The sequence below is a fragment of the Rheinheimera marina genome (assembly GCF_042654345.1).
Taxonomy (GTDB): domain Bacteria; phylum Pseudomonadota; class Gammaproteobacteria; order Enterobacterales; family Alteromonadaceae; genus Pararheinheimera; species Pararheinheimera marina.
In genome coordinates this window covers 103,855-120,752 of sequence record NZ_JBHSGB010000004.1, presented here as the reverse complement: position 1 = coordinate 120,752, position 16,898 = coordinate 103,855, and the positions used below count along the sequence as shown (strand labels likewise).

The 16,898-nt window shown below is 51.4% G+C and carries 17 protein-coding genes; 13 read left to right on the top strand and 4 right to left on the bottom strand.

What is annotated here, in order from left to right; all coding sequences use genetic code 11:
• Positions 1 to 24 precede the first annotated feature (24 nt).
• The 4 genes from gmhB to ACFO3I_RS03980 are packed head-to-tail and all read right to left on the bottom strand — an operon-like array spanning position 25 to position 3,656.
• Entirely contained in the window at positions 25 to 579 is a 555-nt protein-coding gene (gene gmhB / locus ACFO3I_RS03995; protein ID WP_377331954.1) for a D-glycero-beta-D-manno-heptose 1,7-bisphosphate 7-phosphatase, read from the bottom strand.
• On the bottom strand, positions 576 to 1,613 hold the full coding sequence (locus tag ACFO3I_RS03990) for a glycosyltransferase family 9 protein (RefSeq protein WP_377331952.1): 1,038 nt from the start codon (positions 1,611 to 1,613) through the stop codon (positions 576 to 578). The genes gmhB and ACFO3I_RS03990 overlap by 4 nt, the downstream gene beginning before the upstream one ends.
• Complete coding sequence (hldE, locus tag ACFO3I_RS03985) at positions 1,614 to 3,065, bottom strand: bifunctional D-glycero-beta-D-manno-heptose-7-phosphate kinase/D-glycero-beta-D-manno-heptose 1-phosphate adenylyltransferase HldE (protein ID WP_377331950.1); 1,452 nt, start codon at positions 3,063 to 3,065, stop codon at positions 1,614 to 1,616. It lies immediately after the preceding gene.
• A 3-nt stretch (positions 3,066 to 3,068) separates the two neighbouring features.
• A complete protein-coding gene (locus ACFO3I_RS03980; protein ID WP_377331949.1) occupies positions 3,069 to 3,656 on the bottom strand; it encodes a D-sedoheptulose-7-phosphate isomerase in 588 nt (195 codons plus the stop codon).
• 199 nt (positions 3,657 to 3,855) lie between these two features.
• Here ACFO3I_RS03980 and ACFO3I_RS03975 point away from each other — a divergent pair, with 199 nt between their 5' ends.
• The 13 genes from ACFO3I_RS03975 to ACFO3I_RS03915 all read left to right on the top strand — a co-directional run bounded on the left by ACFO3I_RS03975 (position 3,856) and on the right by ACFO3I_RS03915 (position 16,597).
• The gene (locus ACFO3I_RS03975) at positions 3,856 to 4,638 is read left to right on the top strand and encodes a glycosyltransferase family 2 protein (protein ID WP_377331947.1); all 783 of its coding nucleotides are present in this window, start codon (positions 3,856 to 3,858) and stop codon (positions 4,636 to 4,638) included.
• Positions 4,631 to 5,398, top strand: a complete 768-nt coding sequence (locus tag ACFO3I_RS03970; RefSeq protein WP_377331945.1) for a glycosyltransferase family 2 protein — start codon at positions 4,631 to 4,633, stop codon at positions 5,396 to 5,398. The genes ACFO3I_RS03975 and ACFO3I_RS03970 overlap by 8 nt, the downstream gene beginning before the upstream one ends.
• Positions 5,395 to 7,446 carry a lipid IV(A) 3-deoxy-D-manno-octulosonic acid transferase gene (waaA, locus tag ACFO3I_RS03965; RefSeq protein WP_377331943.1) on the top strand — a complete coding sequence of 684 codons (2,052 nt, stop codon included), beginning with the start codon at positions 5,395 to 5,397 and terminating at the stop codon, positions 7,444 to 7,446. Before ACFO3I_RS03970 ends, waaA begins: the two co-directional genes overlap by 4 nt.
• An 11-nt stretch (positions 7,447 to 7,457) precedes the next feature.
• Entirely contained in the window at positions 7,458 to 8,642 is a 1,185-nt protein-coding gene (locus ACFO3I_RS03960) for a BaiN/RdsA family NAD(P)/FAD-dependent oxidoreductase (protein ID WP_377331941.1), read from the top strand.
• A 158-nt stretch (positions 8,643 to 8,800) separates the two neighbouring features.
• Positions 8,801 to 9,343, top strand: coding sequence for a DUF6933 domain-containing protein (locus tag ACFO3I_RS03955; RefSeq protein ID WP_377331939.1), 543 nt, complete (start codon positions 8,801 to 8,803; stop codon positions 9,341 to 9,343).
• Positions 9,344 to 9,420: 77 nt separating this feature from the next.
• The gene (locus ACFO3I_RS03950; RefSeq protein WP_377331938.1) at positions 9,421 to 9,627 is read left to right on the top strand and encodes a polysaccharide deacetylase family protein; all 207 of its coding nucleotides are present in this window, start codon (positions 9,421 to 9,423) and stop codon (positions 9,625 to 9,627) included.
• 61 nt (positions 9,628 to 9,688) lie between these two features.
• Complete coding sequence (locus tag ACFO3I_RS03945) at positions 9,689 to 10,642, top strand: D-2-hydroxyacid dehydrogenase (RefSeq protein ID WP_377331936.1); 954 nt, start codon at positions 9,689 to 9,691, stop codon at positions 10,640 to 10,642.
• A gap of 504 nt (positions 10,643 to 11,146) precedes the next feature.
• The gene (locus tag ACFO3I_RS03940; protein WP_377331935.1) at positions 11,147 to 12,574 is read left to right on the top strand and encodes a S41 family peptidase; all 1,428 of its coding nucleotides are present in this window, start codon (positions 11,147 to 11,149) and stop codon (positions 12,572 to 12,574) included.
• A 27-nt stretch (positions 12,575 to 12,601) separates the two neighbouring features.
• Positions 12,602 to 13,294 (top strand): response regulator transcription factor, encoded by a 693-nt coding sequence (locus ACFO3I_RS03935; RefSeq protein WP_377331934.1) that lies wholly within the window; start codon positions 12,602 to 12,604, stop codon positions 13,292 to 13,294.
• Positions 13,281 to 14,567: an ATP-binding protein gene (locus ACFO3I_RS03930; protein ID WP_377331933.1), complete on the top strand. Its 1,287-nt coding sequence runs from the start codon at positions 13,281 to 13,283 to the stop codon at positions 14,565 to 14,567. The genes ACFO3I_RS03935 and ACFO3I_RS03930 overlap by 14 nt, the downstream gene beginning before the upstream one ends.
• Positions 14,568 to 14,684: 117 nt before the next feature.
• A complete protein-coding gene (locus ACFO3I_RS03925) occupies positions 14,685 to 15,809 on the top strand; it encodes a type 1 glutamine amidotransferase domain-containing protein (protein WP_377331932.1) in 1,125 nt (374 codons plus the stop codon).
• Between the two features lie 46 nt (positions 15,810 to 15,855).
• The gene (locus ACFO3I_RS03920; protein ID WP_377331930.1) at positions 15,856 to 16,200 is read left to right on the top strand and encodes a 5-carboxymethyl-2-hydroxymuconate Delta-isomerase; all 345 of its coding nucleotides are present in this window, start codon (positions 15,856 to 15,858) and stop codon (positions 16,198 to 16,200) included.
• 91 nt (positions 16,201 to 16,291) lie between these two features.
• Complete coding sequence (locus ACFO3I_RS03915) at positions 16,292 to 16,597, top strand: DUF6984 family protein (protein WP_377331928.1); 306 nt, start codon at positions 16,292 to 16,294, stop codon at positions 16,595 to 16,597.
• The last annotated feature ends 301 nt before the right edge of the window (positions 16,598 to 16,898 follow it).

Here is a 16,898-nt window from a genome sequence, read left to right as displayed (position 1 = left end):
CCGGTTTTCACCAGCCCTTTTTATTTAAAGCAGAGTGCTGGCTGAAGCAATCGACGGCCAGACTTCGTCGGCCAGTTGCTTATCGGTGTCAGTGAGCTGTTGGCCGGACAATACCAGAATTTTGCGGCCTACACCGGCCGCAGCAGCGGCCTGCATATCGGCCGCTTTGTCGCCCAGCATTAAGCTTTGCGTCGGGTCTATGCCAAAATCAGCCATCGCCTGTCGCAGCATACCGGGGTTGGGTTTGCGGCAGTTGCAGTCCTGTTGGTACTGCGGCAGTGCTTTGTCCGGGTGGTGCGGGCAAAAATAGACTGCGTCTATCTGCACCCCATGGTCGGCAAACTGCTGTTTCATCCAGTCGGTCAGCTGATGAAACTGTTGTTCTGTGTAATAACCGCGGCCAATGCCGGATTGGTTGGTCACCACAATCAGCAGGTAACCCTGTTGTTGCAGTAAACGGCAGGTGGCAAACACACCGTCAATAAATTCGAACTGTTGTGGGCTACTGACATAGCCATGGTCGATATTAATTACGCCGTCGCGGTCGAGAAAGGCGGCTTTGCGGGTTTGCGCAGTCACAGTCTCAGGTCCTGTACCATCTTGTCGAACATTTGCTGCACCTGTTCCACGCTGATTTTTTGCATGAGCTCAGCGCCTTTTACCCGGGTGCCCCATTTCAATTCAGAGGCCAGCTTACCGGTTTGCTCCAGCAGGCTCTGGTGATACACCTCCACCACATAATCGCGGAAGTGATAAGGGCCAGTGCGGTCTGGGTTGCTGTGCGCGTACAGGCCAATCACCGGCGTACCGACGGCCACCGCCATATGCACAGGGCCAGTGTCGGGTGCCAGCACCAAGGACACTGACTTCAACACCGCCAGCAACTGTTTCAGGCTGGTCTTGCCGGTTAAATCCAGAATTTCGGTGTTGGCATAGCGCTTAATATCCATCGACATTTGCTGTTCTATGGCACTGGAACCGCCACACAACACCACACTGAAGCCTCGACGGGCTGCGTAGTCGGCCATCGCTGCGTAACGCTCTGGCAGCCAGTTTCGTTCTGCATTGGAAGCGGCAGGACAAATAGCAATTTTTTTCAGTGAAGGCAGCCAGTCCAGCTTTTTCAGGGCGAACTGGGTATCTTCGGCGCTAACCGGCAACTGCCAGTAAGGCCGATCAAACTCCACACCTATGGCCTTGGCAAACTGACGAAAGCCATCCAGCACATGGCCGCGTGGAGCTGCTTCAATGCGTTCTGACATAAACAGCGAATGCAGCTCTTTGCTGCTGTGCCAGTCAAAACCAATTTTACGTTTCGCTTTAATACAGACTGACGCCAGATTGGCCCGAAACGCCAGTTGCATATGCAGCAGACAATCGAACACTTCGCCCTGTAAATCGCGTTTTAACTGCAGATAGGCCTGGCGCCCCTGCTTTTTATCAAACACCACCAGGCGAACACCCGACAGCCCTTCGAGCAGTTTGGCTTCTACTTTGCCAATCACCCAGGTAATGGCCGCTTCCGGGTACTGCCGCTGAATAGCCTGCACTACAGCACAGGCGTTGACGACGTCCCCAATGGCGGATAATCGCAGTATGCAAATGGAGCGCACTTAGCTTAAGTCCTGTATTTTGCGGATCACTTTACTGGTGGAACGGCCGTCGACAAAAGTCAGTACCTGCACTTCGCCGCCGTTTTGCAACACAAAATCGGCACCTACTATGGTGTCGATTGAATAGTCGCCGCCTTTGACCAGTACATCAGGTTTTACCTGCTGAATTAGCTGCAGTGGCGTGTCGTTTTCGGCTGCGTCCTCACCAAAAGGCACCACCCAGTCGACACTGGCCAGGCTGGACAGCACAGTCGCACGATCTTCCAGACTGTTGATCGGGCGTTGCGGGCCTTTTAGCCGGGCCACTGAGGCATCGGCATTCAGGCCCACCACTAAGCGATCGCCCAGCGCTTTGGCCTGTGCCAGATAACGCACATGGCCAGCATGCAGAATGTCAAAGCAGCCGTTGGTAAATACAATACGCTCGCCAGCTTTTTTAGCAAATTCAATATGTTGTAGCACTTTGTCGTAAGGAGTCTGGTAATGCTCGCCCTGGCGGAATAAATGTTTGTTCAGTTTTTGCGCCAGCTCTTCCGGCGACACAGTGGCGGCTCCAACTTTACCCACCACAATACCAGCGGCCAGGTTCGACAGCTCTGTCGCTTCCGGCAAGCTGAAGCCAGCACTCAGCATTACCGCCAGTGTGGCAATGACGGTATCACCTGCACCTGTCACGTCACTGACTTCCAGCACCTGGGCCGGAAAATGGTGATGCTCGGTGGCGGTGATCAGGCTCATGCCCTGTTCGCTGCGGGTCAGCAAAATGGCGCCCAGTTCTGCTTTGTGCATAAAGGCGCGGGCCGAATCGAGCATCTGCTGCTCAGACCCGGTTTGGCCACCCGCCAGGCGGAATTCGGCCAGATTCGGTGTAATGACATCGGCACCGGCATACACGGTTAAGTCGGCTTGTTTTGGGTCAACCAGCACAGTTTTACCTGCGGCTTTGGCCTGGCGGATCATCGCCTGCACCTGCTGCAGTGAGCCTTTGGCGTAGTCGCTGAACAGCACCACGTCATACAGTGGCAGCACGGCAGTGAATTTCTCTGCCAGTACAGCGGCGTCGTCACTGCTGAAACTTTCTTCCTGATCCAGCCGCACTATTTGCTGCTGCCGTGACACCACGCGCATTTTTGCGATAGTGGGGCGGCTGTGTTGGCGTACCAGCTGAGATTCAATATGTTCGCTTTGCAGCAGCTGCAACAGGCTGTCGCCTGTGCTGTCCTGGCCGATAATGCCGAGCAGGCCCACTTTACCGTCCAGATGAGCAATATTGCGCGCTACGTTGGCAGCGCCACCGGCTTTATCTTCAATTTTGCTGATTTTCACCACAGGCACCGGGGCTTCAGGCGAAATACGCTGGGAGTCACCGTTAAAGTAACGGTCCAGCATCACGTCACCGACCACCAAAACGGACGCCTTGGAAAGCTGCTGCAGCAGCGCCAGATTGATCATGGCTTAAGCGCCTTGCTCAGCCAGCACGGCAATATCCAGTGCTTCACAGAGCCAGTGACCAATAAACATATGCACTTCCTGAATGCGGGCGGTTTCATCGCTTTTCACAATAATGGGCAGTTTGGCAATGTCTTTCACCAGTCCACCGTCGCGGCCAGTCAGCGCTACTGTGTAAGCGCCCAGTTCATTGGCGGCTTTCAGCGCCAGGTTAATGTTCGGGCTTTTGCCGGATGTCGTCAGGCCAATCACTACATCTTGTGGCCGCACAATGCCACGCACCTGACGCTCAAACACGCTGTCAAAATGGTAGTCATTGGCGTGGGCAGTCAGAATAGAGGTGTCGGTGGTCAGTGCAATGGACGCCAGCGGGCCACGCTCAGCTTTGTAACGCACCATAAATTCAGCGGCTAAATGCTGGCTGTCCGCAGCACTGCCGCCATTGCCCATCCAGACCACTTTGCCACCAGCGGCCAGACAGTCCTGCACTGCCGCCAGCAGCTGCAATGCCTGGTCGGCATACTGCTCTACAGTGGCAAAGGCGTCGCGGTGACGTTGTAAACTGGCGATAAAACTCTGTTTAAACTCTGACATAACAGTCTCTTGCTGACGGAATTGTTTGCATTTTAACGGATATTTGCCGTCGCTAAAGTAATTTTTCTACAACGCCAGGCCTTTGCGGCAGGCACTGGCAGTGCAAGGGCTGCCGGAGGCATGTGAACTAGAGGCTGGAAACCAATTAATGCTATGATCCAGTCGTTTTTAGCCAGTACCCAGAAACAGGGAGTGTGTTGTGTCAAGAACCCGGAAAATCTCGTGTTTTGTTATCGCCTGCAATGAAGAAGACCGCATTGAACGATGCCTGAAGTCGCTGGCGGGTTGGGTTGACCAATTGATCGTGCTGGACTCCGGTAGTAAAGACCGTACCATAGAAATTGCCGAACGTTATGCCGACACCGTCTATCAGACTGACTGGCCAGGCTTTGGCCCACAGCGCAACAGAGCCTTAAGTTACTGTGAGCATGAGTGGGTACTGAATATTGATGCCGATGAAGTCATGACAGATGGATTGAAGGCAGAGATTGATCGGGTACTGTCAGAGCCTGATTTGGATGTGAATTTGGTTAAAATCCCCTGGCATACCTACTTTTTTGGCAAGTTATTAAAGCATGGCCGCTATTCATCCCCCCAGGGCAAATTGTTCTTAAAGCAGGGCGTTAGTTTCAAAAACCGCCAGGTGCATGAAACCCTGCTGATCCCGAATGAAAAAAGCCGGGTGCTCAAGTCTGCCATTATCCACCATAGCTGGCGTAGTTATCAGCACTGTCAGGAAAAACATCTGAAATATGCCTGCCTGCTGGCGGAAGAAAAATTTGCCAAAGGGAAACGCAGCAGTCTGGCCTTTGCCGTGTTACGGTTTTTCACTGATTTCCTGCAGCAGTATTTGCTGCATGGTGGCATTCTTGACGGCTGGCGCGGCTTTCTAATGGCCTTGGTGTTAGCCCAATATGGCTTCCATAAATATGCTGCCTTGGTAACCTTGCAGGCGGACGCTGAGGCAAAACGTCATGACTAAAATTCAGGCCAGCGTATTTCTGGTGACGCTAAATGAAGGTAAACATATTGCTGAAGTGTTGGATGCCTTGCAGAACTTTGCTGAAATTGTGCTGGTGGATTCGGGTAGTACTGATGATACCGTGGCTATTGCTCAGGCCAAAGGCGCCAAAGTTATTCATCAGGACTGGCTTGGTTTTGCGCAGCAAAAGAACTTCGCGATGGCCCAGTGCAGTTACGACTGGTTGCTGAATGTTGATGGTGACGAAGTGCTGTCAGCGGCTGTGGTGCAGCATATTCGTGCCACCGTAGCGGCGAATCAGAATCAGGCATTAAAACTGTATTTTGAAGACTTGTTCTGGGGCGCGCCTATGTCTGCGCATTCTGGCAAACGTTCAATTGTGCGTTTGTTCCGCCGTGGGCAGGCCGAGTATCCATTAAACCGCAAAGTGCATGAGAACCTGGTGCTGACAGCCGATGTGCAGGTGCTGAAATCGGTTGGCTTAGTGAAGCACTATGGATATGGTACCACAGAGCTTCTGATGCAAAAGAAGAACAAATACAGCACCTTAAAAGCTCTTGAGAAGTTTGAAAAAGGCAAAAAACCGTCACTACTCAAGTTAGTACTGATTTTTCCGCTGACCTTTATTAAATCCTACTTTTTCCAGCGTATGTGTTTATCCGGCAAACGCGGCTTGGTGCATGCACATATCGAAGCCATGTATGCCTTTTTAAAAGAAGCCAAATTGTTTGAGTATGTCAGCCAAAAGGACAGGCAATGAAATTTGCGCTGCTGCGCTTGCTGTACAACCTGCTGGTGCTGCTGCTGACGCCTCTGTTGCTGCTGTATTTGTTGCTGCGCTCCCGTAAAGATCAGGCCTATCGCCGTCGTTTTGCAGAACGTTTCGGCCTGGTACTGCCGCCGGCAGCAGCCCGGGGCGGGGTATTGCTGCATACGGTGTCCGTGGGGGAGTTTAATGCTGCCAAACCGCTGGTGAATCAATTGCTTGCCAGCTTAAATTTGCCGCTGCTGGTGAGTTGCACCACACCAACTGCATCGGAGGCCATACGAGCTTACGCGCCGGGCCAGTTGCAGCATGCCTATTTGCCTTTTGATTACCCCTGGCTTACCAAACGCTGGCTAAAAGCGCTGGCGCCCAAGCTGGTAGTGGTGATGGAAACCGAATTGTGGCCGAACTTGCTGCAGGCCTGCTTTGAGCTGGGCATACCAGTGCAGCTGGTCAATGCGCGGCTATCGGCCCGTTCAGCCAAAGGCTATCGCCGCTTTTATTGGCTGAGTGCCGGTTTGCTGGCCCGCCTGAGCCTGGTGCAAACGCAGGACAACAACAGCGCCCGCCGTTTTAAAGCCTTGGGCGCGGCGCGGGTCGAAAACGCGGGCAATATTAAGTTTGATCTGAGCATTCCGGCCCAAAGCACAGAGCTGGCAGCCCAACTGAAGCCGCAGCTGCAAGGGCGCAAAGTCTGGGTAGCGGCCAGCACCCATGCGGGTGAAGACGAAGTGCTGTTGCAGGCGTATCAACTGGCAAAAGTGCAAGTCCCCGAACTACTGCTGGTGCTGGTGCCGCGGCATAAAGAGCGGTTTGACCGCGTCGCCAGTTTGATTGAACAGGCGGGCTTGCGTTATTGCCGTCGCAGCCTGCAGCAATTACCACAGCACGACACCGCCGTTTGGCTGGCCGATTCCATGGGGGAACTGCTTAGCTGGTACCAACTGGCCGATTGGGTCTTTATTGGCGGCAGCCTGATTGAACGTGGTGGCCATAATCCGCTGGAAGCCATGGCCTTTGCCAAACCTGTGTTAAGCGGTCCGCATGTGTTTAATTTTGCCGTGCTGTTCAGCGCGCTGAAAAAACAGCAGGCGGTGCAATTTGCTGCCGATGCGCAAGCTATTGCAGCTGTTTTAACAGAGTGGCAGCAGCAGCCAGAGCAGGCTGTACAACTGGGGCAAACCGGTTACCAGCTGTTTTGTAAAGAGCAGGGCGTGGTCACCAGGCTGCTGCAACGCAGTCAGCAGTTACTTGAGCAGCAAGCTTTTGTTTGCCAGGAAAAAAGCTCTAATGTTATTTGGGCGGATGCGAAGTTTTTCTCCGAACTTTCTGCCGACGGTTTGCTGGCCAATAAAACGGAAATAAATGCCGATTTGCTCAGGCCGCACTTCTGGCAACAGCAACAGGCGGTGGTGGGTAGCAGCAAAGGTCGTAATACCGTTTGGTTTGTCAAAGCCGCTGGTCGCGAATGGGTGCTGCGGCATTATTACCGCGGCGGTTTGGTCGGCAAACTGAATAAAGACTGGTTTTGCCCTGTGCCTGTGACACAAAGCCGGGCCATGGCGGAATTTCGCTTATTACGCCAGATGCATCAAGCCGGTTTACCTGTACCTTTACCTGGGCTGGCGTTGTTTCAGCGCCGGGGCTTTGGCTACAGTGCCGATATCTTGTTGCAGCGCATTGAAGGCGCTCAGGATTTAAGCCAGCTGCTGCAACAGCGCGCACTGACAGCGGCTGAATGGCAGCAGGTAGGCGCGATGATCCGTGCCTTTCATCAGCAGCAAATCTGGCACTCAGACCTGAACTGCCACAATATTTTGTATGCCGCGGGCCAGTTTTACCTGATTGATTTTGATAAGTGCGGTCAGCGTGGCGGCCAGCAGTGGAAAGCGGCAACTTTGGCCCGCCTGCTGCGCAGTTTACGCAAAGAGCAGCAGCAACTACCGCAATTTCACTGGCAGGATGCCGATTTCCAGGCCCTGATGCTGGGCTATGATTTAACGCAAAACCCGACAGAGCACAGCTCTTCGAACCAAAATTAAGGCAGACAGCGGTGCAGGAATTTGATGTGATTGTGCTGGGCGCAGGGGCGGCCGGTTTATTTTGTGCCATTGAAGCGGCTAAACGTGGCCGTAAAACCCTGGTGCTGGACAACGGCAAACGCATAGGTCGCAAAATCCTGATGTCAGGGGGCGGTCGTTGTAACTTCACCAATATGTACGCCAGTCCGGCCAACTACCTGTCCAACAACCCACATTTTTGTAAATCGGCGTTAAGCCGTTACACCCAATGGGACTTTATTGCGCTGGTGCAGCAATACGGCATTGCGTACCACGAAAAAACGCTGGGCCAGCTGTTTTGTGACGACAGCGCCAAAGACATTGTCGATATGTTGCAGCAGGAATGTAATAAAGCCGGGGTGCAGATCGCCTTGCAGCAGGACATTACGGCGGTAAAGGCGTTGGAGCAAGGCGGTTATCAACTGGATACGGTCGCTGTATCACGCCGCTGCCACAGTTTGGTGGTGGCAACAGGTGGCCTCAGCCTGCCTAATTTAGGCGCCACCGCCTTTGGTTTTCAGCTGGCTGAACAGTTTGGCCTGAACGTGCTGCCGGTGCGGGCCGGTTTAGTGCCACTGACCTGGCAACCGGCTGACAAAGCGGTGTTTGAAGAAATCAGTGGGGTGTCATTGCCTGTCACTGCTGAAGCCAACGATGTCGTATTCCCGGAAGATATGTTGTTCACCCACCGTGGCTTAAGCGGCCCGGCTATTTTGCAAATCTCCAGCTTCTGGCAACCCGGTGATGATCTGATTATTAACCTGTCACCACAGCAAGACCTGCATGGCTTTTTGCAGGAGCAGCAGCAACAACACCCGGACCAGGAGTTAAAAACCATTTTGTCCCGCCTGCTGCCAAAACGCCTGGTGGAAAAGCTGCTGGAAGTAAAGGTGTTTACCAATCAGCCAATTAAAGCCTTGCAGGGCAAAGCACTGCAAAAGCTGGCCGACAGCCTGACCCATTATGTGTTTAAACCCAACGGCACCGAAGGCTACCGCACCGCCGAAGTCACTTTGGGCGGCGTTGACACCAACGAGTTATCCTCCAAAACCATGGAAGCGAAAAAGCAGCCAGGCCTGTATTTTATCGGCGAAGTGGTGGACGTAACCGGCTGGCTAGGAGGCTACAATTTCCAATGGGCCTGGGCTTCTGGCTGGGTAGCCGGGCAGTACTGCTAGTTGACAAGACTTAATTACAGCGAACAAATTCTGAATTGTGCGAACAGATTTCGCGAAGGTGATACAGAGGCAGTGCATCAGCTTTGGTAAAAGAACCACTTTATGCTGGCTAACGAGCAAAATCCTGCGACTGCACTGGGTTATGAAAGAGGTAGTGAGTGATCTTCCATTGCACTAAAAAGCTGTATACAAAGTTACCTGTTAACACCACAATAAATGCACCGATGCCAACAAGTATTGACTTGCAGGCAAAGTGGCTAAACTGGCACGCTAACCTCATCACAATCCAACGCAGACAATGCGTGATCGCCGTGCATGACGCCACGCGCTACGCCGTGTTTATCTCCTGTTTAACAAAGTCAGACTTTGCCAAGCTGCAATGGCATTTTGAAGATGTGTTTATAAACAGCTTACTGAAAAGTGGTTTACCGCATGAGCTGGTCGTAACCGCCACGCAGCATTTGGCAACGTTACAGTTCGACACCGAATGTAACCGCTCTGTGCAGGGTACAATGAACCAAATAGCGCAAGATATTGATTATGGCCTAGGTTACACCAACACTGCCGTATCAGATATTAGCCCATACCGTTACAGTGCCGAGTTAAGCCATAGGCCATGCACCATCAAAGGGCTAAAAGACTACCAATGGCCAGACAAAGCCATGGCGGAATTACTATCTAACTTACAAAACAAAGGTTAACGCTATAGTGAGTTAATTCGTTCAGGAATGATTTACTAAGGAATCGTTATCCAAATGAAGCCTCTTATCTGCAGCAAGTGTGTGACGCCTGCGATTTATTGTTGGCAGAGGCGGAGCAATATGGCGGCCGACTGCTGGCGCTGAATATTCACCCCTGGTTATTGGGGCAGCCGCACCGCATTGCTTATTTTGAGCAGCTGCTTGCTTACCTCACCAGCAAGCAAGACATTTGGCTGGCCAGTGCCAGCGATATTTATTCGGCGTTTAGCGGGCAGTCCGAGTAGACTGCTGAAGGCCTTTACCAGCCAAAGGCCTGTTGTTTCCTTCTTCAGACGAGCACTTTGCATGAAAACGGTATTTTTGGATCGCGACACTTTTAGCCCTGGCATTCACTTTTCAGCTATCGAAAAGCAAGCTAGCAGCCTGACCTGCTACGGCATCACTCAGCCAACCGAAGTGGTAGAACGCTGCCGCGACGCCGACGTTATTATCTCCAATAAAGTGCTGTTAAACGCCGACACCTTAAAGCAATTACCCCAGCTGAAACTGGTGTGTATTGCCGCCACCGGCACCAACAATATCGATTTAAAAGCGGCGCAGCAGCTTGGCATTGCAGTCACCAATGTGGCCGGTTACGCCCGCCACACTGTGCCGCAGTATGTGTTTGCACAAATACTGGCGCACTACAGCCAAACCGAACACCACAACCAAAACACCGCCAAAGGCCTGTGGCCACAAAGCCCGACTTTTGTGGTGCTGGGCAACCCGATGTATCAGCTGGCAGATAAAACCCTGGGTTTAGTCGGCTACGGCGCTTTGGCCAAAGGCGTGGAGAAAATCGCTTTGTCTTTTGATATGAAAGTAATTATTAGCGAACACGCAGGCGCGACAGAGATCCGTCCGGGCCGCGTTAGCTTCGACGAGCTGCTCGCAACATCTGACATTATCAGCCTGCACTGCCCACAAACGCCGGACACTGTTGGGTTAATCAATGCTGCTGCGCTTTCAAAAATGAAACCAACCGCCATGCTGATCAACACAGCCCGCGGCGCTTTGGTTGACAACCAGGCGTTACTGAGCGCCTTGCAAAGCAAGCAAATTGGCTACGCCGTGCTGGACGTTTTAGAGCAAGAACCGCCACCAGCCGAGCATATTCTGCTAAACGCCAAACTGGATAATCTAAAAATCACCGCCCATATCGCTTGGGCCTGCCAGGAAGCCCAGCAAGATCTGGTCAATATTATTGGCCGCAATATCCAAAGCTTTAAAGCCGGCGAGCGGGATAATCGAGTGGTGTAGGGGAAAGTTGTTTCCGGAATTTAAGTACGGTGGCTGGGAAACCAGCCAAAGGCAACTACTGCGTTCGCCCGTTCGCACCTCCCGCGCTCACTTTTATATCGCTCACTACGCAGTTACCACTGTCTGTTTTGCTGGTGGCTGCTTTGTACCAAAAGTGGAAATTCACAGAGATTCGATTCAATCGGTGCTTTTCACTGAAAACGGACTTGCTTGAAAACCAACAAATCACTGTTCTCGAAAATTTCGAGACGTCAAAGCATTGCCAGAACGTTAAAAAACGTACCTTATCCATGTCATGATATTGCCAGATACCAGTATTCAGACGACAACCATGTGGCCAAATTCGGTGTGCCAGCCGAAGGCGAACATTTTTTCAGTAGAAACAACCATAAGCGCAATCAGGCTAAGTTGTCACCAGCCAATTGACAGCATCAAGCCAGAGCAAAACCACGACAAAACCACGACAAGCTTTGCATTAACTTCAGGTTTTTGAAGGAGACATTTATGCAAAAGTTAATACAAAGATTCGCCACATATCTCATCATCCTCTGTGCGCTATGCTTGGGAGCTTGCACTCAATCACATCTGCAAATATTCCCGGAGCTGGCAAATCCGGCTTTGCCGCAGCAACCACTCAGCGTTGCACAGATGCACGCCGATATCGATCATTTGCTTGAGGTTGTCGTTGCCTGGCATCCAGAGCTTAGCGAATACGCCGATCTGGCGCAGATAGAACAACACGCAGAGCTATTAAAGCAGCAGATTAACAAACCACTGCTGCGTACTGAGTTTTACCAATTGATTGCGCGGTTAAATCAGACGTTTAATGATGGCCATACCCTGTTGTTGTGGCCCTATCCCGAGTACCGGCAATTGCAGTCGCAAGGCCATTTCTTTTTCCCCTGGCAGCTCAAGCTGGCCGAAAATGACAGTTTGTTGCTGCAGCATAGCTACCAGTTAGCCGACGGTTCGAAGGTCAGCGCCGGTAGTGAAATTCTGAGCATCAACCAAGTGCCCGTTACTCAATTACTCGATACATTACAAGCCTATGGCAATGGTGAAACTGCAGCGTTGCGCCAGGAAATGCTAGTGTCACGTTTTGGCCTGAGTTTGTGGGCGTCGCTTGGCTGGAAAGATCAGTTTGAAGTGACACTCAAACCCATGCATCAGCCAGTGCAGACCTTGCAATTGCAACTGGGACAAGATTGGCAAATGGTTGACGCAGAGTGGCAGGATTATGCTTACAAGCAAATTCGGCCTGGGGTAGGTTTATTGCAACTCAACACTTTTGACCTGGATGAAGACGAGTTTGCTGATTTTCTTGATCAAAGTTTTGCTACGATGAAACAGCAACAGGTGCATTCGCTATTGATTGATTTGCGGCAAAATACTGGCGGCAATACCGATACAGTCAACTATCTGAGCCGCTATTTAAGCGTTAAACCCTTTCGTTTAGCCTCGCAGGTGCGAGAAAAACTTAACCCACACAATAACGGTTGGTTTGGTTATAAAGGCCAAACCGGTACGCTGCTGCAGCAAGACTGGAATGAATGGGAACAACCTTTTGCGGTCAATAAGCGTTTTGCCGGGAAAAGTTACCTGTTGATTGGCCCACGGACTTATTCTGCCGCCATCGTGTTTGCTACTGCCGCTCAGGATCAACAATTTGCCACGCTGCTCGGCAGTCCGACTGAAGGTTTTGCCAATCAGACGGCGCAAGGGAATTTATTTAATCTGCCACATTCGCAATTGCGGGCTTATGTCGCAACACGTATCTTGGTCAGGCCTAATGGCAAACTGCATCGTCACAGTGTTGAGCCAGATGTCCGTTTCGACGATAAAGCGTTAGCAATGCTGAGCGTCGATGACACCGACCCTGCGTTGCAGCAGAGCCTGCAACTGATTGAACAGCGACAGCAAACCGCTCAGTGAGCTATTAATCTCAAGTAAAGAAAGACGATGAATGAAAAACTGCATGTTTTAGTGGTAGAAGACAATGCCGTGCTGGCGACGCAGCTGCTGGACTTTTTGCAGGCGAAGGGCCTGGTCACCGATTATGCTGCCACCGGCCAGCTGGCGCAGTTGCTGATGCAACAGCAGCAGTTTGATTTGATGATCCTCGACTTAACCTTACCGGATCTGGATGGTTTAGTGCTGTGTCGGCAATTCAAACAAAGCGCTTATAACCCGCCGGTGTTGATGCTGACGGCCCGCGATAGCCTGCAGGATAAAATCAGCGGTTTTGAAGTAGGCACCGATGATTACCTGACCAAACCTTTTGCACTGGAAGAAGTGTATTTCCGGGTACTGGCTTTGTGTCGTCGCCATCGGTTGCATCAAAGCCCGACGCTGTTGTTGGGCGATTTAACCATCGACCGCGCAGCGCGGCAGGCCAGTCGATGCGGAGTGCCGCTCAACTTATCTGCCACTGACTTTAGCCTGTTGCAACTGCTGGCCGAAGCGTATCCGCATGCGGTCAGTAAGCGACAACTCAATGCTAAACTCTGGGGCGACGACGCTCCGGAAAGTGATGCAGTGCGCAGTCATATCTACACCTTGCGCAATGCGCTGGACAAACCTTTTGCCAGCGCTTTGCTTAAAACTGTGCATGGCATTGGCTTTCGGCTGGAGTTACCTGATGCCGGACATTAGGCCAATCCGCTCGCCTCATTCCATTCGCGTGGCGTTGTTAAAGCTGGTCACCGGCCTGGTGTTGCTGCTGACTCTGGGCTACAGCCTGTTGGTGCTGGTGTATGCCTGGGTGGTGGAGGACAATATTTTTAACCGGCTGGTCAGCGAAGAAGCCGCGTATCTGCAACAACATTATCAGCAATCCGGCATGGTAAACCCGCCAAGACCGGCCTTTATGCAGTTGTATCAGGGTTGGCAAGCACTACCCGAGACTTTGTATCAAAGTTACCTGCGTGAACCCATGCGGGTGGAATATCGGCTGGAGGAAGGCAAAACAGTGCATTTGCAGGTGCTGCAGTTGGGTGGGCAACCCTATGTGTTACTGGCGGATGTCGCGGCTTTTGAAGTGAGCCGCGAGTTATCGCCACTGTTAGCCGGTGCTTTGCTGTTATTGTTGTTGTTATGTTTGCTGGTCGTGCTGCCGGTCGCGCTGCTGTTAGCCAGACAGATTACCGATCCGGTGCTGCGCCTGGCCACGGCGGTGCAGGATCCGGCTTTACCGGTGCTGGCGCCCGGATTTGCCAGCCAGTTTCCAAAGAATGAAATCGGTACTCTGGCGCAGGCGATTGCCGACAATCAACAGTTTTTGCAGCAGGCCTTGTCGCGTGAAAGTAACTTTACCAAAGACATCAGCCATGAAATCCGCACACCGCTCAGCGTGCTGAAAAATCTACTGTCTGATCCCTCAGCTGGTACTGCGCTATCTGTGCCAGAGCAGCAGGCCTTTGCGCAAGCAGTGTTGACGCTGGAACAAACCAATGAAACTTTATTGGCTTTGGCAAGGGCTGAATCGGTACCGCAGCAGCGGTTTAATCTGACCGAGCTGCTGGAGCAAACCCTGCTCCAAAATTTTGCTTTAAATCACAGTGATGCCGGCCAGCGCTTACAGCTAGATTTAGAGCTTGCCGGAGAGGTCTGGGTTGTCGCTAACCCCAGCCTGTGTCAGATGTTGCTGCAAAACCTGCTAACTAATTTGCTGCAGTATGCGTCAGAACCCGAAGTCGGCATTAAACTCAGCGCGATGCAATTGGTGATCAGCAATTGCTTTAGCTTGCCGTTACCAAGCGATCCACTGCGAAGTGGCCAGCGCACTACGGCGAGTAAAGGTATTGGCCAGGGATTGAGCCTGATCCAGCGCATTTGTGAGGTTCAACATTGGCAATTGCAGCTTGCGGACGATGGGCAAAAATTCGAAATCACCATCCGGTTTGATGCAAATTCAACCCTTGTCTGAGCGGTTGCCGAAAAATACGTAAAGCATTTTCACTAACTCTCTGGAAAAACAGCGCTTCACAAAAACACGACAAGCACCAAGGTAACTTCAACTTGAATCAACACCAAGGAGTAGAAGATGAAGTTACCATTGATGATATTCGGCTTGATAGTGGGCATATTCTTGGCGCCAGCCAAAGCAATACAACAGCCTGCGACGCAGCCTGTCAGCAACCATAAAGTTGCCTTGCTGATTTCCGGTTATGGCAAGCAAGGCGATCCAGCCATCAGTTATGATTTGGAAGAGCTGGCCCAGGCTTATCTGGTGCTGCAACAAAATGGTTTGAGTCTGGATATCTTGTCACCCAAAGGCGGCACCGTACCAGTGCACAACCGCAAAGACGATTTGCCCTATATGCAGCAATTTAAGCAGCAGACGCCAGCGCTCAGGCAACTGAAACAGACCTTAGCTCCAACCGCTGAACTTGCCACTCAGTATGAGGCGGTATTTATTATTGGCGGTGATGGCGCCATGTTTGATTTGCCGGTAGATGCTGGCACGCAGCAGTTTCTGCAGGCGATGGTGCAACAAAAAAAACGGATTGCCGCGGTTTGTCATGGTTCGGCGGCACTGGTCAATCTGAAAAATCCGGATGGCAGTTATTGGGTTGCAGGCAAAGAAATGAACAGTTTTACGCTACGCGAAGAGCAGGCTTTTAGTGCTGAGCTGCTGGATAAGTTCCCTTTTATCCTCGAAACCCGTTTACGCGAACTTGGTGCCTTGTTTGTCGCGAACCAACCGATGTTACCTTTTGTGGCGCATGACGAGCTGTTGATCACGGCGCAAAACCCAATGTCTGTGCCTGCCGCAGCTGATCTCTTAGCGCTGCAACTGGGTCAAACACCCCGCACCCGCACGCCTTTTCCGGAGGAAGCGACGATGACGTTGCTGGCAACCGCTCGCAGCAACGGGGTTGCCCATATTGATATCGCTCTGGCGCAACAGCCCGGTCTTTATGATCTGAACTATCTGGCTTTGTATGGCATGTACAGTTATCGTCTGGCGCAAACGCCCGCCGACAAAATCACCGAATTGCGGTTGATGGCAAAAATTGCTGAACATTTTCAGCATCCACAATATCAGCTAGCGTTATTGCAAGCCTACCTGGCTGAGCAACAGCTGACACCTGCGCGGGCTTTGTATCTGGAGCTGCAAGAGCAAGCACCAAAATTACTGGAACAGGCAGGCATCAGCAGCTTTTGACGAGCAAGGGTGAAAACCTATCTTTTTAGCGGATATAGGAAGAACAATGCCACATTTTATTGTCGATTGCTCGGTTGAGATACTGGATAGTCACTCTGAGGAATATATTGCGGAGCAAATTCATTTGGTTGCTGTAGCCTCTGATTTGTTTGATATCGGTGATATTAAAGTTCGGATAAATCCCTACAATAAGTATTTGGTGGGCGCGAAGCGAGAGCTTTTCATCCACGTTTTTTCGAGCCTTATGCAAGGCCGCACTACTGAGCAGCGAGCAAAATTGTCACGGTCGGTTGTTGAGAGGTTAGTAGCCATGTTTCCGCATGTTCCAAATATTGCTATGAATGTCAGTGAGTTTGAAAAGGCAACTTACTGTAATCGGACTATGCTTTGACCAACATTGCTAACAAGGCAAGTCAGCATCGCACCTTCGGTGCTGGACTCGCTAACGCTCGCCGCTGCTTGCGGCGTTATGAGTTTTGAATATGCGAACCCCAACGGCCGTTGAAGCTCGAATCCTAAACGAGCTATTTTTGCGTGCAGATCTAGCGTATGACGCAAAATCGTTACAAGTGGAATCAATGGATGATGGCAAGATGGGGAGCTTAAAGATTGGAATCAATCATTCAGAGCGTAGCTTTGGCTCAGCTTGCGCAGAGTTTGAACTAACCGATGATGACGGAAAACCAGTGCTATTTTCGCTGTATCTTGATAAAGAAGGCGAACCTTATGAATTGGATGCATTCAAGAGTGATTTTAGTGAAACAATCCTGCTGCAAAACAACTCATAAAAAACTCGGGGTATGGCCTTGCTCCGTACCTCCACTCGTTGGAATTTCGTAAAACACATTTGAAACAGGGGGGGGGGCACATCTCTCTGATTTGGCAGGCACGAATATATTCACCAATAACGGTGAATATAGTGCTGTAGTGGCGGATTTCGTTAATTAATCACCGATAGTGGTGAATAATTGATTGCTCATGCGGGCTCAAAATAACAAAGGGGCCAAACGGCCCCTGCAATCTCAAGCTCTACTAAAACACCACTCAATCACCATACCTCAGCAACACTCCATCACTCCACCAGCAGCG